The 14,797-nt window shown below is 52.2% G+C and carries 12 protein-coding genes; 9 read left to right on the top strand and 3 right to left on the bottom strand.

All coding sequences use genetic code 11. From position 1 onward, the window contains the following. The first annotated feature begins 40 nt into the window (after positions 1-40). From G544_RS0103925 to G544_RS0103905, 5 genes are all read left to right on the top strand, one after another. Positions 41-2,812: an autotransporter outer membrane beta-barrel domain-containing protein gene (locus G544_RS0103925; RefSeq protein WP_027273379.1), complete on the top strand. Its 2,772-nt coding sequence runs from the start codon at positions 41-43 to the stop codon at positions 2,810-2,812. A 290-nt stretch (positions 2,813-3,102) separates the two neighbouring features. Next, positions 3,103-3,888: an IclR family transcriptional regulator gene (locus G544_RS0103920; RefSeq protein ID WP_036023138.1), complete on the top strand. Its 786-nt coding sequence runs from the start codon at positions 3,103-3,105 to the stop codon at positions 3,886-3,888. A 27-nt stretch (positions 3,889-3,915) separates the two neighbouring features. Continuing rightward, positions 3,916-4,818, top strand: a complete 903-nt coding sequence (locus G544_RS0103915) for a dihydrodipicolinate synthase family protein (protein ID WP_027273377.1) — start codon at positions 3,916-3,918, stop codon at positions 4,816-4,818. Positions 4,819-4,836: 18 nt separating this feature from the next. Beyond that, a complete protein-coding gene (rhmD, locus tag G544_RS0103910; RefSeq protein WP_027273376.1) occupies positions 4,837-6,042 on the top strand; it encodes an L-rhamnonate dehydratase in 1,206 nt (401 codons plus the stop codon). A gap of 79 nt (positions 6,043-6,121) precedes the next feature. Further along, a complete protein-coding gene (locus G544_RS0103905; protein WP_027273375.1) occupies positions 6,122-7,393 on the top strand; it encodes an MFS transporter in 1,272 nt (423 codons plus the stop codon). A gap of 55 nt (positions 7,394-7,448) precedes the next feature. On the opposite strand, the gene G544_RS0103900 is transcribed toward G544_RS0103905, so the two are convergent. Genes G544_RS0103900 through G544_RS21570 form a run of 3 tightly spaced genes read right to left on the bottom strand, consistent with a single transcriptional unit; the run spans position 7,449 to position 10,565 of the window. Beyond that, on the bottom strand, positions 7,449-9,458 hold the full coding sequence (locus G544_RS0103900; protein ID WP_027273374.1) for an FUSC family protein: 2,010 nt from the start codon (positions 9,456-9,458) through the stop codon (positions 7,449-7,451). An 8-nt stretch (positions 9,459-9,466) separates the two neighbouring features. Continuing rightward, entirely contained in the window at positions 9,467-10,324 is an 858-nt protein-coding gene (locus G544_RS0103895) for an efflux RND transporter periplasmic adaptor subunit (protein WP_027273373.1), read from the bottom strand. Between the two features lie 4 nt (positions 10,325-10,328). Further along, positions 10,329-10,565 carry a DUF1656 domain-containing protein gene (locus G544_RS21570; protein WP_071783256.1) on the bottom strand — a complete coding sequence of 79 codons (237 nt, stop codon included), beginning with the start codon at positions 10,563-10,565 and terminating at the stop codon, positions 10,329-10,331. 312 nt (positions 10,566-10,877) lie between these two features. Between G544_RS21570 and yedE the strand changes: the two genes are divergently transcribed. The 4 genes from yedE to G544_RS22675 all read left to right on the top strand — a co-directional run bounded on the left by yedE (position 10,878) and on the right by G544_RS22675 (position 14,382). Then, positions 10,878-11,957, top strand: coding sequence for a YedE family putative selenium transporter (yedE, locus tag G544_RS0103890; RefSeq protein WP_027273372.1), 1,080 nt, complete (start codon positions 10,878-10,880; stop codon positions 11,955-11,957). Further along, on the top strand, positions 11,947-12,213 hold the full coding sequence (locus G544_RS19900) for a putative Se/S carrier protein (RefSeq protein WP_036023135.1): 267 nt from the start codon (positions 11,947-11,949) through the stop codon (positions 12,211-12,213). Before yedE ends, G544_RS19900 begins: the two co-directional genes overlap by 11 nt. 742 nt (positions 12,214-12,955) lie before the next feature. After that, the gene (locus G544_RS19895) at positions 12,956-13,966 is read left to right on the top strand and encodes an AraC family transcriptional regulator (protein WP_051155551.1); all 1,011 of its coding nucleotides are present in this window, start codon (positions 12,956-12,958) and stop codon (positions 13,964-13,966) included. A 230-nt stretch (positions 13,967-14,196) separates the two neighbouring features. After that, positions 14,197-14,382 carry an IS1/IS1595 family N-terminal zinc-binding domain-containing protein gene (locus G544_RS22675; protein ID WP_420864719.1) on the top strand — a complete coding sequence of 62 codons (186 nt, stop codon included), beginning with the start codon at positions 14,197-14,199 and terminating at the stop codon, positions 14,380-14,382. Positions 14,383-14,797: the final 415 nt, after the last annotated feature.

Below are 14,797 nucleotides of genomic sequence, written 5' to 3'. Positions count from 1 at the left end.
GGACATAAATTAGTTAAAAGTGAAAAGGGAATTTTCAATTATGCGGATAAAGCATTTCTCTCAAAGCTCTTTTTATCGCCAGCTAGCTATATTGGGTTTCGTCAGCCTGAGCGCCTGCGTTTGTCAGGTCAGCGCGGCTGAGCTGGGGCCACAGTCAGGCGGCGACATTACCCTTCAAGACAATGACGTTATTGTCGCTACAGGTTCAAGCTACAGCGCGATTAACAGCACAACGACCGGCCACGTTGATTTAGCCAACGGGGTGACTATCAATATGACGGGCAACGGCGGCGTTGGTATACGTACTGGCGGCGCCAACAATGACAGTACGTTTACCGCAAATGCGCTGACGATTAACGTAGACGGCATGGGCGGTCTCGGTATGGGCATTTCTATTGACGGTGGTTCGCTGGATTTCGATCTGGGTCAAGGGAGCACAATTCTCGCTACAGACGGTATTGGGATCCGTTTACTTAGCCAAACCGCATCGTTAAAGGCCGACGGATTAACGATTGAAGCATCAGGAGCGTATAGGTACGGTATTTATTTTCAACGGGGCGGGGCTTCGGTTGATCTTGGCGACGGGAGTTTGATTAGCACCTCAGGGTACAGAAGCGCAGGCATAATATTTAATGACAGCGAATATTTATCGCGCGTTACTGCAAACGGTTTGACTATCAAGACCCAAGGAGAAGAGAGCGATGGCATTGTGCTGAGCCGGAATGCTGTCGTTGATTTAGGCAGCGGTTCCTCAATCACGACCTCTGGAGACCGTGCTAACGGTATTTCCAGCGTTGGCGGTGGCACTCTGACGGCTGATGCGCTGATGGTTCATGTTTCAGGCGTTTATAGCTCGGGCCTGGATATTCACGTATCTGGCAACGAGGTTGGCGGGACAATGAACATCGGCGCCGGTAGCCATGTATCTTCTGACAGAGGGTATGCGATATCCGTAGGTGGCGACGACCAGAGTCTGAGCGTCTTGAACTACTTGGGTACTGCCGATAATCGCAACATACTGTCTTCTGACAATTTCGCCGTTGCCACAGCATATGGCAATGCGTCACTGAATTTGGCCTATACCGATATTAACGTTAATAGCGGTTGGACTGGCCTTTATTCTCAACGTGGCGCAACGATCTCAGCGGAAAACGTTACCATTAACAGTAAAACCGGATCGACGGGTATCTATTTGGATGGCAGCAGCCACATTAATTTAAGCGGTGATGTGGCAATTAATATGGAATACGTTACCGACTGGGCTATTGTCACTCAGGACGACTGCGAGTGTGGTTATGCCCCAAGCACCGTGGATGCCAACGGTAAGTTGACGATTACCGGCGGGGTTATTTCCAGAGGCGGGCTTGTTGACTTAAACATGCGTACCGGCTCTGTGTGGAGCGGCCAGGGTTATAGCGACAATGCCAATGATGGCTACTTAAACGTTACCATGCAGGACAGCCTGTGGAATGTTTCCGACAGCTCCAAAGTAGATAAGCTGGCTCTGGCGAATTCAACTATTGATTTTGCCAGCCGCGCGCAGTCAAGCAGCGACTATTCCATACTACAGGTTGCCAACCTAAGCGGAAACGGTACGTTTATTATGCGCGCTGATATTGTGGGCGACGGCGACGGCGTGAATAACTCAGGCGATTTGCTGAAAGTCACCGGAACCAGCGCGGGCAACCATCTGTTGACGATTAACAATCAGGGCAGCATGGCAACCACCGGTAATGAGGTGCTGACGGTGGTGGAAACCGCCGACGGGGCAGCGACGTTTGCGGCGACGTCACAGGTTGAGCTGGGCGGCTATCTGTACGACGTGCGTAAAAACGGCAACAACTGGGAACTTTACGCTTCCAGCTCCGCACCACTGCCAACGCCGGATCCGGATCCAACTCCGACCTCGGCAGCGGACGCTGGCGGTAACTACTTAAACGTCGGCTATCTGATGAACTACGCCGAAAACCAGACGCTGATGCAGCGCATGGGGGACCTGCGCCAGAGCGGCGAGCGCGGCAACGTTTGGATCCGCGGTTACGGCGGCAAGTTTGGCGCGTTTGCCAGCGGCAAGCTGAGCGGTTTTGACATGGGCTACAGCGGCGTACAGTTCGGCGCGGACAAACGTATTTCCGTTGGAACTCCGCTGTTTATCGGCCTGTTTATCGGTTCTACCCACGCCTCGCCGGACTATCGCGGCGGCGGCGGCACGGCCAGTTCTGACTATATGGGCATGTACGCCAGCTACATGGCGCAGGGCGGTTTTTACAGCGACCTGGTGTTGAAGGCGTCTCGCCAGAAGAACGGCTTCAGCGTGCTGGACAGCCAGAACAACGGCGTTAACGCTGACGGTAGCGCCAGCGGCTTCAGTACCTCGCTGGAAGCCGGGAAAAAATTCAGCCTGAACCAGACGGGAAGCGGTTTCTACGTTGAACCGCAGGCGCAGTTTACCTATAGCCATCAGAACGCCATGGACATGAAGGCCAGCAACGGCCTGAACATCGATCTGAGCAGCTATGAGTCGATGCTGGGCCGCGCCAGCGTGCTGCTGGGTTATGAAACTATGGCGGGCGACAGTAAGGTGAACGTTTATCTGAAGACCGGCGCGCTGCGGGAGTTCTCCGGCGATACCGACTATCGTCTGAACGGTTCCAAAGAGAAGCACTGCTTTAAAGGCAACGGTTGGAACAACGGTCTGGGCATTAGCGCGCAGATTAGCGGGCAGCATACGCTGTATTTGGAAGCTGATTACACCAGCGGCAATGCGTTCGAACAGCGGCAGGTTAACGGCGGTTATCGCTTTAGCTTCTAATTCTCCCTTTATGAATACCCGCAAAAAGGACGATGTTGACTCATCGTCCTTTTTTTATTCAACGCCTCTTTATTCTCGCTGAGAAGCTCGCCGCTTTATCCGTTTCTGAAGCGTGTTTTTAGTGGGAGATCCCTCTGCTTTTTAAGCTTTTTTTCCATCCGGTTGGAAAGCCGAATTTATTACTCAGTCGCTGTGAGAGAGCGGTCACAGATTGGACACGTCGGTGTTTTTTTCACCCATTCGTCAGTGGTAGAAATGGCTTCTAATATAAAAGAACGGATTCCAATATAATGGAAAATAACAAAAAATCGAAAGTTCCTGCGCTCTCCAGAGCTATCGATATTCTTGACTTTGTAGCGGAAAACGGCCATTGCACTATCACTGACGTGGCGACCAGCCTGATGCTGCCCAAAAGCTCCCTTTACCTGATGATTGACGAGCTAAAGCGGCTTCGCCTGCTGGCGCAAAGCGATGACGGAAGCCTCCGTTTAGGGCTCAAGCTGATGGAGCTGGGAAGCCGGTCGGTAGAACAGCTCGATCTGCGGAAAATTGCCAAAGACCACTTAACCCGCCTGATGCTGGATACCGGCCTGGTCTGCCATCTGGGCATTCTCGACGGCGACGATCCTATCTATTTATTAAAAATAGACTCACAGAGCACCATCCAGGTGCGCTCTTGGGAGGGCAAGCGCGTTTCTCTTTATAGCTCTGCGCTGGGGAAATGCCTGCTGGCCTGGGCAGGCCCGCAGCGCCAGAAGGAGCTGATGTCGGCCATCGATTTTAAGGTGATGACGCCTTATACCCTTTCCTGCGAAGAAGAGCTGGTCCGCGAGCTGGCCTTGATTAGGCAGCGCGGCTGGAGCTTCGACAATCAGGAAGACCTGCTAAACATTCAGTGCATTTCCGCACCCGTGTTTGACTCCTCACATCGGCTGGTGGCCGCCATTTCGGCGGTTGGCACCACGCTGCAGGTGAACGAAAGCAACCTGCAGGCGCTGGCGGAAAGGGTAATGCATGCCGCCGCGCTGATTTCCAAAGAGATGGGGTGCGAAATGCAGCCCAGAGTGTCGTTATAAATTAATAAAGAAGGAGTAAAACACGTCATGATTCGACCTTCAGGTATCTACAGCGCGATGCTGACGCCGTGGAAGAACGGGCAGCCCGACTTGGACGAGCTTAGAAAAATTGTCGATTTTCAGATAGACGCAGGGCTTAGCGGGCTGTTCCCGGTTAGCTCCGTCGGCGAGTCCGGCCTAATGTCGTTTGAACAAAAGTGCTCATTGATGGAAACCGTTATCCATCAGGCCGCCGGGCGCGCGCCGGTTTGGTGCGGCATTCCCTCCAGCTGCGCGCAGGAAAGCATTGCACTGGGGGAGTTTGCCAAGGAGAAGGGCGCCGCGGGGCTGGTGCTGATGCCGCCGACGTTTTATCGCCACGCGCCGGACGTTATCGTCGCGACGATGAAAAGCATTATCGAGAGCACGACGCTGCCGGTGTGCCTTTACAACATTCCGTTTTTTGCCGATGCCCTTACGCCGTCGATGGTTGCTGAACTGGCTCGCCTGCCGAACGTGGTCGGGATTAAAGACTCTGGCGGCAACGCGGTTGACTTTATGCAGATGCTCACGCTGTGCAAAGAGGTGAACCCGCAGTTCTGCGTACTGACCGGCAGAGAGGAGTTTCTTTACCCTTCGCTGAAGGCGGGCGGCAAAGGGTGCATGACGGCAACGTCAGGCGTGCTGCCGGAAGTGATGGTCAAGATCTATCGCCTGACGCAAGCGGGCCGCGACGAAGAGGCGCTGGCGCTGCAAATGGCTGCGCTGCCGGTCATGATGATGATGTCTTCGCTTCCTTTCCCGCTGGGTTACAAGCTCGGAATGGAAATCAGAGGATTCAAGATGGGGGAATCACCGTTCCCACAGATTGATGCAGTGAAAGAGAAGGCTAACTCCATAAAAAACAAACTAGAGAAAGCCTTGCAACAACTTCTAACTATTGCCAACTAAGCGAAACAGAGGATAACCATGAAATTACCTAAAATCAAACGGGTCAGCGCTTATTTTATGGGCGGCGCTACTGCCGAGAAGGGTTCCGGCGGTGCGGACTATCACGATCAGGGCGGCGGCCATTGGATTGACGACCACATCGCTACGCCGATGAGCAAGTACAAGCAGTATGAGCAATCCCGTCAGTCGTTCGGGATTAACGTGCTGGGAACGCTTATCGTCGAAGTTGAGGCCGATAACGGCGTGAAGGGGTTTGCCGTTTCCACCGGTGGCGAAATGGGCTGTTTTATCGTTGAAAAACACCTCAACCGCTTTATTGAAGGTAAGTGCGTCTCCGACATCAAGCTCATTCACGATCAGATGATGAACGCCACCATGTACTATTCCGGTTCTGGCGGCTTGGTGATGAACACCATCTCCTGCGTTGACTTAGCGCTATGGGACCTGTTTGGAAAAGTGGTCGACCTGCCGGTCTATAAGCTTCTCGGCGGCGCGGTTCGCGATGAAATCCAGTTTTACGCAACGGGTGCGCGTCCGGATCTGGCGCAAAAAATGGGCTTCATCGGCGGGAAAATGCCGACTCACTGGGGGCCTCACGACGGCGACGCCGGCATTCGTAAAGATGCCACCATGGTGGCGGACATGCGCGAGAAGTGCGGCCCGGACTTCTGGCTGATGCTCGACTGCTGGATGAGCCAGGACGTTAACTACGCCACCAAGCTGGCCCACGCCTGCGCGCCTTATAACCTGAAGTGGATTGAAGAGTGCTTGCCGCCTCAGCAGTACGAAGGTTACGCCGAGCTTAAGCGCAACGCCCCGCCGGGAATGATGGTCACCTCCGGCGAACACCACGGTACCGTACAGTCTTTCCGAACGCTGTCTGAAACCGGCATCGACATCATGCAGCCGGACGTCGGCTGGTGCGGCGGTCTGACGACGCTGCTGGAGATTGCGGCTATCGCCAAGTCGCGCGGCCAGCTGGTGGTTCCGCACGGCTCTTCCGTTTACTCTCACCACGCGGTGATCACTTTTACCAATACGCCGTTTAGCGAATTCCTGATGACCAGCCCGGACTGCTCGACGCTGCGTCCTCAGTTTGATCCCATCCTGCTTGATGAACCCGTACCGGTTAACGGACGTATGCATAAGTCCGCGCTTGATAAGCCGGGCTTCGGCGTGGAGCTGAATCCGCAATGCCAGTTAACGCGTCCGTATACGCATTAACGCCGCGCCGTTAGTTCATCATTGAGAGCCCGCCCGACGCGGGCTCCATAAAAACGATAATTACTATAAGGATCTAGTCATGACTACGGTTCTCGATACGGCTGTAACTAAAACACGCTGGCGGCTGGTGCCGTTTATGCTGACGCTGTACATTCTGGCGTTTCTTGACCGCGCCAATATCGGCTTTGCCAAGGAGTCTTATCAGATTGATACCGGGCTTAGTAATGAAGCCTATGCGCTGGGGGCAGGGATCTTTTTCGTCGCCTACGCCTGTTTGGGGGCGCCGGCTAACCTGCTGATGAAAAAGTTCGGCGCCAGAAAGTGGATTGGACTAACCACTCTGTGCTGGGGCGTACTCTCTTCCGCGATGGCGTTTTGCGACGAGGAGTGGAAGTTCCTGACGGTACGCACGCTCTTGGGCGCGGCCGAAGCGGGCTTCTTCCCCGGCATGATTTACCTGACCTCGCAGTGGTTCCCGCAGCGTACGCGCGGCAGCGTTATGGGGCTGTTCTATATGGGGGCGCCTCTGGCCTTGACGTTAGGTTCGCCGCTGTCGGGCGCGCTGCTGGAAATGCACGGTTTCGGCGGCCATCCTGGCTGGTTCTGGATGTTTATGATTGAAGGCGCGCTGGCGGTATTGGCGGGATTTTGGACCTTTATGTATCTGGATGACAATCTGGAAAAGGCGCGCTTCTTAACGCCGGAAGAGCGCAGGGCGCTGCTCGACCAGATTTCCAGCGAGGAGTCGCAAAAGCAGACGTCGCGCCTGCTTGACGCAATTACCAACGTGCAGGTCTGGCATCTGGCCGTTATCTATATGCTGATTCAAATCAGCGTATATGGCCTCATTTTCTTCCTGCCGACCCAGGTAGCGGCCCTGATAGGCACTAACGTGGGCTTTAAGGCATCACTGGTGGCGGCGATCCCGTGGATTGCGGCGATGTTCGGGACTTACTACATCCCTCGCTATTCCGACAAAACGGGCAACCGTCGCAACCTGGCGGCGATAACGCTGGCCATCGCCGGCGTCGGCATCGGCGTTTCCGCCTTTGCAACGCCGGTGGTCGCTATCATTGCACTTTGTTTTGCCGCGGCGGGCTTTATTGCCGTACAGCCCGTTTACTGGACGATCCCTACCGGCGTGCTGTCCGGCGTTGCGCTGGCGGCCGGGATTGGTTTTGTGAACATGTTCGGCGCCATCGGCGGCTTCCTGGCGCCGCTCATTCGCGTTAAGGCGGAAAGCGTGATGAATAACTCCATTGCCGGGCTGTTGACGCTGGCGGTGCTGACCATCATCGGAGCCTTGGCCATTATGATGCTGAAGAAGGATGCGGTAGCGGAGAAAAAATAAGCGCTATCGTTTCCGATTGAACCCGGCCTCTTGCAGTGAACGCAAGAGGCCGTTTTTATTGTGCGGGCGGTACCGCCGCAGTCTGCAGCGGCGACAGCGAACAGTGTAGGCGCCAAACCAGCCCGGCGAGCTCTCTGGCCGCGGGGTCGTGATGGTGCGAGAGCGCGTTGCAGATGCGAAGCAGCTCGTTTAGCGAGGCCTCCAGCGTGCGGTGCTGAATGCCTTTTTCCGACATGATGTCCTTCAGGCAGCGAATGCAGACTTCCCGCACAACGGACAGCGGATCGGAACGCGTCTGCCAGTCGCGCAGCCGCCAAACCACGTGGCTGCAGTTGAGCAATACGACGCCCCAGCGCAGCACCCACAGGCGAGAAAGCTCGTCTTTGCTTTGGCTGAGCTGGCTGACTCGGTGATAAACCACGGACTCAAACTGGTTTTCACTTTGCTGAGGATGGGCGCTGAGCTGGTCCATAAAGTCGCGCCGCAGCGCGCGAATAAGCCGGTGGCTTTTCACCTTATCTGAACTGGGGCGAAGAATTTGAAACGCGACGCCCGCCAGCAGTACGCCCGCCAGCTTGCCAACGCTGTCGTTAATATAAATGTCGAAATCGTAGGTCGGCGGATTGGTGATGGCGAGAAACGATCCCATAAAGGCGAGCATTTGCCCCCAGAGGGCGGCGTAGCGAGGATGCTGTAACTTCATCATCTGCATGGTGAGCAGAACGGGAAACAGGAACAGAAAAAAGACCCAAAGATCGGAAATCTGGATCATCAGGCCGAACTTCACGACAAAGCAGGCGATGGAAAGCAGCACGACCGCCTTTATCAGCGTCATGACGCTGTTTATGGGCGATGCGGTAGAAGAGTAGAGCACGCAGCTGATGGCGGTCAGCGTCAGGCCCGCAGAGCCGGCGTCCCACTGGGTGTTAATCCAGAAGGCGCAGCCGATGACGATGCATAAAAACGTGCGCAGCGCGTTATACAACGCCTCGACGGTATCCGTATGCTGAGCCAGCGTGTTGACCTTGGGCGGCTGAAGAACCGTATCCGGCGCGGCGTTGTCCAACTGGCGCAGCCAGCGGCTGGACTGAAGGTAGATCCAGCAAAAATGGCGCAGCCTGAACCAGAAGGCGCGATGTCGAAAGTCGTTGGGGTCGGTCGGGTAGAGATCTTTAAGCACCTTGGCCAGGCGGTATTTGTTGGTATCCGGCTGGCGCAGTTCGTCCAGTAATCTTTGCAGCCCGTCGGTAAGCGTTTCCGGCCGCTCCGGCCAGTTGACCATCATGCGACGAATGCCTGAGATAATGCTGGTCAGGCGCAGCTGCTGGTGGAGCATAAAATTCAGAATGTTTTTGCGACGGCGAAGGCGGTAGTGGCTCCATACGGCCTGAATGCGAAGCACGTTCATGGTAAGGATCTGGCTGATAACGCCCTCGTGCGCGGTGCGCATTTGGGGCGAGGTTCCCGCCTGCCACATCAGCTGGGCGTGCTCGAGCAGCTTGACGTGCATGCGCTTGAGCGCATCCAGCATGGCGCTTCCGTCAGACGTGCTGGGCAGAATCATCATCATCAAAGCGCCGCACAGAAGACCGGTAACAACCTCACAGACTCGCGCTTGGGCAATATTGAAAATGTCCATCGAGTCGGCGCTGTTGGTGAGGGAAAAGGCGATAATCGCCGCCGTATAACCGGCCAGCGCGAAGGCGTAGGCAACGTTGTTCTGGTAGTGGTTAGAAATATAGGTGCACAGAGCCAGCCATCCGGCAATGAAAAAGGTAAACAGCCAAGGGTCGTTCAGACAGGCGCCGGCAATCAGCATTGAGGCCAGCGCGCCCAAAAGGCTGCCCAGAATTCGTCCGATGCTTTTACTGATAACCCCGCCGATCGTCGGAAAGCTGACGACGGCGGCGGAGGTCATTGCCCAGTAGGGATCGTCAAGGTCGAGCCAAAACGCGATGCCCAGCGACAGGCACATCGCGATGGCGTTACGCAGGGCGTATCGCCACTGGCCGGCGTTCGCCTTGCCCCACGGGGTGCTTTTCCATTCCAACCAGGGGATGTTCACGCGCGGGCCTAAGGCTTAATGGAAACTGTACAGGTTGTGCCGGCGACCAGCAGGGCGCCGTCGGGAACCTGGGTCAGTCGAATCCTTACCGGCACGCGCTGCGCCAGGCGAACCCAGGGGACGTTGGGTTTGACGTTCATCAGCATATCGCTGTCCGGATCGACGCTTTGGTCGTAAATCGCTCGCCCGATGCTCTCGACTTCGCCGCTTAAGGCCGCGTTGCCGCTGTAAAGCGTGATGTCTGCTTTGAGCCCCGGCTTGATGTTGCCCAGCTTGGTTTCTTCGAAATAGCCCATGACGTAAAACGAGTTGGTGTCGACCAGCGCAACCAAAGGCGAGCCGGCGGTGGCGTAGCTGCCGATCCGCGTTTGAAGATTGGTCAGGTAGCCGTCGACGGGCGCATAAATATGGGTATGGGCCAGATTCCACTTCGCCTGCTCGAGAGTCGCCTGCGCGGCCTTATAGTTAGCCTGCATGGCCTCAACGGCCAGATTGGCGTCGTCCAGTTCCTCTTTCGAGATGACGCTGCCCGCCAGCCCCCGCCGGCGGGCGGCTTCGTGCGTTGCCTTATTCAGGTCGGAAAGCGCTTTGGCTAAGTCGCCTTCTGCTTTGTCCACCGCAATCTGGTAGGCGCTGGCGTCAACAACGAACAGCAAATCGCCTTTTTTTACGCTCTGGTTGTCTTTGGCGTGTATCTGCGTCAGCCTGCCGGAGACCTCCGGCGTAATGTTAACGACCTCCGCTCGGATTTTACCGTCGCGCGTCCAAGGGGATTGCATATAGTAGTTCCACAGCCACCAGCCGGAGACGACGGCAACGGCAAATACGATGACGGTCGAAAAATATTTTAACGTATTGAGCTTCATACTATTACCAACGAGTTAATGCCCACAGAGCGCTGCAAACGCAGAGTATAAAAAGAGACAGATCCATTAAAGTCGGATGCCAGACGTCCCCGGAATAGAGCCAGTCTCGAAGCCAGCGGTGAACCAGCAGCCATAGGATGAGACCGAAAAACAGAGCCTTAAAAACAGGGGGAAAATAAAGAGAAGAACCGAATATCAAATCCGGTAGCGCAAGGCCTTGGCTAAAAAATCCATTATTCACGTTAGTAAACCCGTCCCGTATAACGCACGGTGATTTCTTAAAGTATAAAAAGCCATGCGGCAAAAAGCGAAATGAAGGCTGGCAGTGCCTTCATAACATACTCTTTTTGGGAGAAAACCCGAACTTCTTTTCGCGCGGCGAAGATAAATAAATTATAAAACGATTTGGAGTCCCTGTTTGAAAAAAAAGTGCTGTAAGGACAGGATGTTGTGACGATGGGCAAAGATATGTTGCGGTGTTTTAAGTAGAATTCCCAGTTACTTAATAGGTCTATTAGTAGGGATTTATCCCGCCATCATAGGAATAAAAATTATGTCCAGAACGTGGATATTGGTTATTTCCGGCGCCATCATAGGCGCGTTTGCTTTAATTCTGGCAACGGCGGGCAACCCGCCTAACATGGGCGTTTGCGTCGCCTGCTTTTTGCGCGACAGCGCGGGGAGTATGGGGCTACACGGCACGCCTACGGTACAGTACTTCAGGCCGGAGATTACAGGCTTTGTCATTGGCGCTTTTGCGGCGGCGTTGTTGTTTAAAGAATTTAAGGCGAAGGCCGGCTCTGCGCCTCTGGTGCGATTTGCACTGGGCTTTTTTATGATGCTGGGATGCCTGGTTTTTTTAGGATGTCCGTTAAGAATGGTGCTTCGCCTCGGCGCCGGCGATCTGAACGCGGTTGTCGGACTTATCGGGCTTGTTTCAGGCATCGGCATCGGCAGCCTGTTCCTTAAAAAAGGGTTTTCGCTGCCCCGCAGCTACCGACAGTCATCGGTTGAGGGGGCTATATTCCCTATTGTTTGCATTGCGCTGTTGGGAATTTTTCTTTGGGACAGCGGCCTGTTTCGCGCTAGTGAAAAGGGGCCGGGCGCCAGCCACGCCCCCGTATGGCTTTCAATTGCGGCAGGGCTTTTCATTGGCGCTATCGTGCAGCGTACTCGCTTCTGTTTTATCGGTATGGCTAAAAACGTATTTATGTCGCGTAACTTTAACATGGCGCTCGGCGTACTGGCTTTAACGCTGCTGGTGGCCGCGGGTAACGTCTATCTTGGCAAGTTTAACCTGGGTTTTGAAAATCAGCCTATCGCTCATTCCGACGGCGTATGGAATTTTCTGTCAATGGCGCTGGTTGGCCTGTGCGGCGTTTTTATCACCGGATGTCCGCTTCGTCAGTTGGTTAGCGCCGGGCAGGGCAGCTCAGACGCCGCTGTCAGCGTGCTGGGAATGCTGACGGGCGCTGCGATTGCTCACAATTTCTCAATGGCTTCCAGCCCAGCGGGCCCGACTGAAGGTGGAAAGCTTGTTGTAGCCGTCGGTATTATTATCGTTCTGGCCATTGGAATGATATATACCCTGATTCTCAGGAAGTCGTTAGAGGCCGAGCTGAATGAAGAATAATACGGCGCATTACGGCTATCTTTTTCTTTTTCATACGCCTTTGGGCATTATTCAATTGAAAAAGGCGCTAGCGGCAAAGGGATTGACCTATAGCGTTATTGATGCACCCCGAGCGTTAACTGCCGAGTGCGGTATGGCCGTTAAGCTTTTTCTACCCGACGGGGAGAGTTTTCTCCCGTTGATTAATGAACAGGTTAACGCCGTTTATCTCATTAACGACGATAAGCCGGTACTTAAGTGGGAAGATGAGAGTTAGTTTACTTACGGAATAAAAAAACGGAACCAAAAGGTTCCGTTTTTTTATATTTGGTAAAGCTATTCTGTAACGTGCTCGCTTTTTTACTGTTGAAGTTGTGTTCAATAGGCCCGAATTTTTCTTATTTAATTGGCGTTTTTGTAAGTGTGTTTTGTTTCCTTTCATAACGAATTGTTTCTTTTAAGCCGCACAATGTTCCATTTTTTCATTAATGCCGTCTGCGCCGGCAATATAGTAAAGCTATATGTATGATGAATAAATATTAACGTGCATGCTGTAGGAACCTTCAAATATCACGGCGAGAGAGCATACGTAACTCTCTCTACCGCATTGTTTTTTTAATAAACGGAAAAAACATTTCCGCATAACAAAATAAAAACACCTCTATATTGCTATTTTTTCGTTTTTTGGATAACGCATTTTCTTAAATTGGTTTAACGTAGTCAAAGTTAGGGATTGTAATGTTAGATTTCTCTTTTTATTTAAAGGAAAAGGGCGGTCAGTTTTATTCTGTCTTGCCTTAGATAGCTAACCTGTTGGTTTTAAGAATGTCGGGAAACCACCGTCATTTGCTTTCCTTTTAAGCCCTTTTCCTTTTACTCATCGGGTCGGCGGGTGGTTTTTATTTAGGCTTTAATCGCCAAATAACCTAAACCCAGCCGTTTCTGTTTCAGTGAGTAATCGTTATTTTTCGTTTTGTCTATCCAAAAAACGAAATATTGAGATAAGAGCGTTATATTGAATGGTATCTTTTCCCGTTTATCAGTGTCACGTTTATTTGGGACTGGACGTTGCCAAAGCGACCGACGTTATCCTCGGCGGATATTTTGAACACCGGCTGTTTTCTTCAACTCAGCTAAGCCTTTATCACCAAAGAGTTAGGGCTAAAGTAGGGTGTTTGGAAACCGGTAACTACAGTTTTCCCGTTATTGCCCGAGGGCGTATGCCGTCGGATCGGGTCTGTATTGGCTTTATGGCCTATGGCAGCGAGGTTGCTCGCTATAACACAACGCCGATAGACCCCGATGAAGTGCAAATTTACCCTGAAGGATGCGAGCTGCTGTATCACACTTCCGGGCCGGCGCGCTGGGTCGTATATAGCGTTGAGCGAAAGCTTCTACAGCAGGCGGCGGTTGCATACAGCGGAGAACCTTTGCCGCTATCGAAAGACAGGATTGTTTCCCTTCGTTTGGGGAAGAATGCCGTTGATGAACTTATCAGGCTCACGGACGAAGTGTTTACCGTAAGCCAGAGCCGGGCGATGGGATCTGTCGATCCTGACTCTGAATTCTCAGATGCTTTATGCGATAAGCTGTTTAATCATTACGTCTCGGCATTATGCCATAGCGTTATTTTAAACAACGAAGAGAAGAAGAGCGCCATCTCGCATCGGCATAACAATTTGATTCGCGATAGTGAAGATTTTGTTATGTCCAGAGAGGACGTAAGTTCCAGTTTAATTAATATTGCCGAACGTACGGGATATAGCCTGAGAGCTTTGGAACTGATTTTTCGCAATTCGGTCGGCATGCCGCCGGGTAAGTGGTTTCTTAATCTACGCTTGAACGGCGCGCTTCGCGATCTGCTTAATGCGTCGGCTGAAAGTTCAGTTTCCAGTATTGCGACGAAGTGGGGATTTCAACATCTTTCGCGCTTTTCCGAACAGTATCGAAAAACGTTTGGAGAATATCCGAGCCATACATTGATGAGAAACCAGAAAAGGGGTCAGTTCGTCAGAGTGGTGGAAGATTAATCGATTCCCCGGCCTCAAAGCGTTATTTCTTAAGTGTCTTATTAAGTTAATTATCTTTTTAGACCTAATGAGCTGTTTTTATTTCCATTCTTTTATGTAATGAGAAATTAATAATAAACAGATCCCTGCTGACGGGGCATCTTTTCGTTTTTCGGATAACGCGATCTTTATGACATCGATTAATTTAGGCGAATAGTTTTTAATGTGGTATTCATTTTAAGGAGTAAATTATGTTCAAGAAGAGAACGCCCTGTCGTTATTGCCATGATACACAGTCTGTAAGAAAGCACGGAAAGGGGCGAGCAGGTTATCAGCGTTTCTATTGTGTTAATTGTAGCCGGACATTCCAGGTTAAATACGTTTACTCAGCATATTATAAAGAAGCAGAAGCAGAACCTGCGGTAGCACTTTCCTAAAAGCTTTCCTGAAAGCATAGAAATGTGTGATTTATCTTAAGGATACTTTCCCGAGTTGAGTGTTAATACAGACGTCTTAACATGCAAACAGAAGTGCGCTTGGGGGAATAAGAGTATGATAACGATAAATCAGAAGCACGCATTTTCATACTTTTCAGTGATTGAAGTGTTCGTGCCACGATACAGAATGAAAATTTGTCTTTACTGCTTTAAATGACGTTTTTGCATTAGTTATTAAACTAAATTGATTTCTAATTCATTCTGTACCTAAAAAGGCTCGGAATTTCCGAGCCTTTGTGTTTCCATTCCTGCCTCTTTACCATTTTTCTTAGATCCCCCTTTCCTGTAAAAGAGTGACGTATGGCCGCTTGCAAAGCCGAGCTTAGGCTATCGCTCTTTTTTAAAACGATCTTAC

The sequence above is a fragment of the Leminorella grimontii ATCC 33999 = DSM 5078 genome (genome assembly GCF_000439085.1).
In the GTDB taxonomy this organism is placed as follows: Bacteria; Pseudomonadota; Gammaproteobacteria; order Enterobacterales; family Enterobacteriaceae; genus Leminorella; species Leminorella grimontii.
Note: the sequence above shows the minus strand (reverse complement) of the source record. Positions and strands in the feature narration are given on the sequence as shown.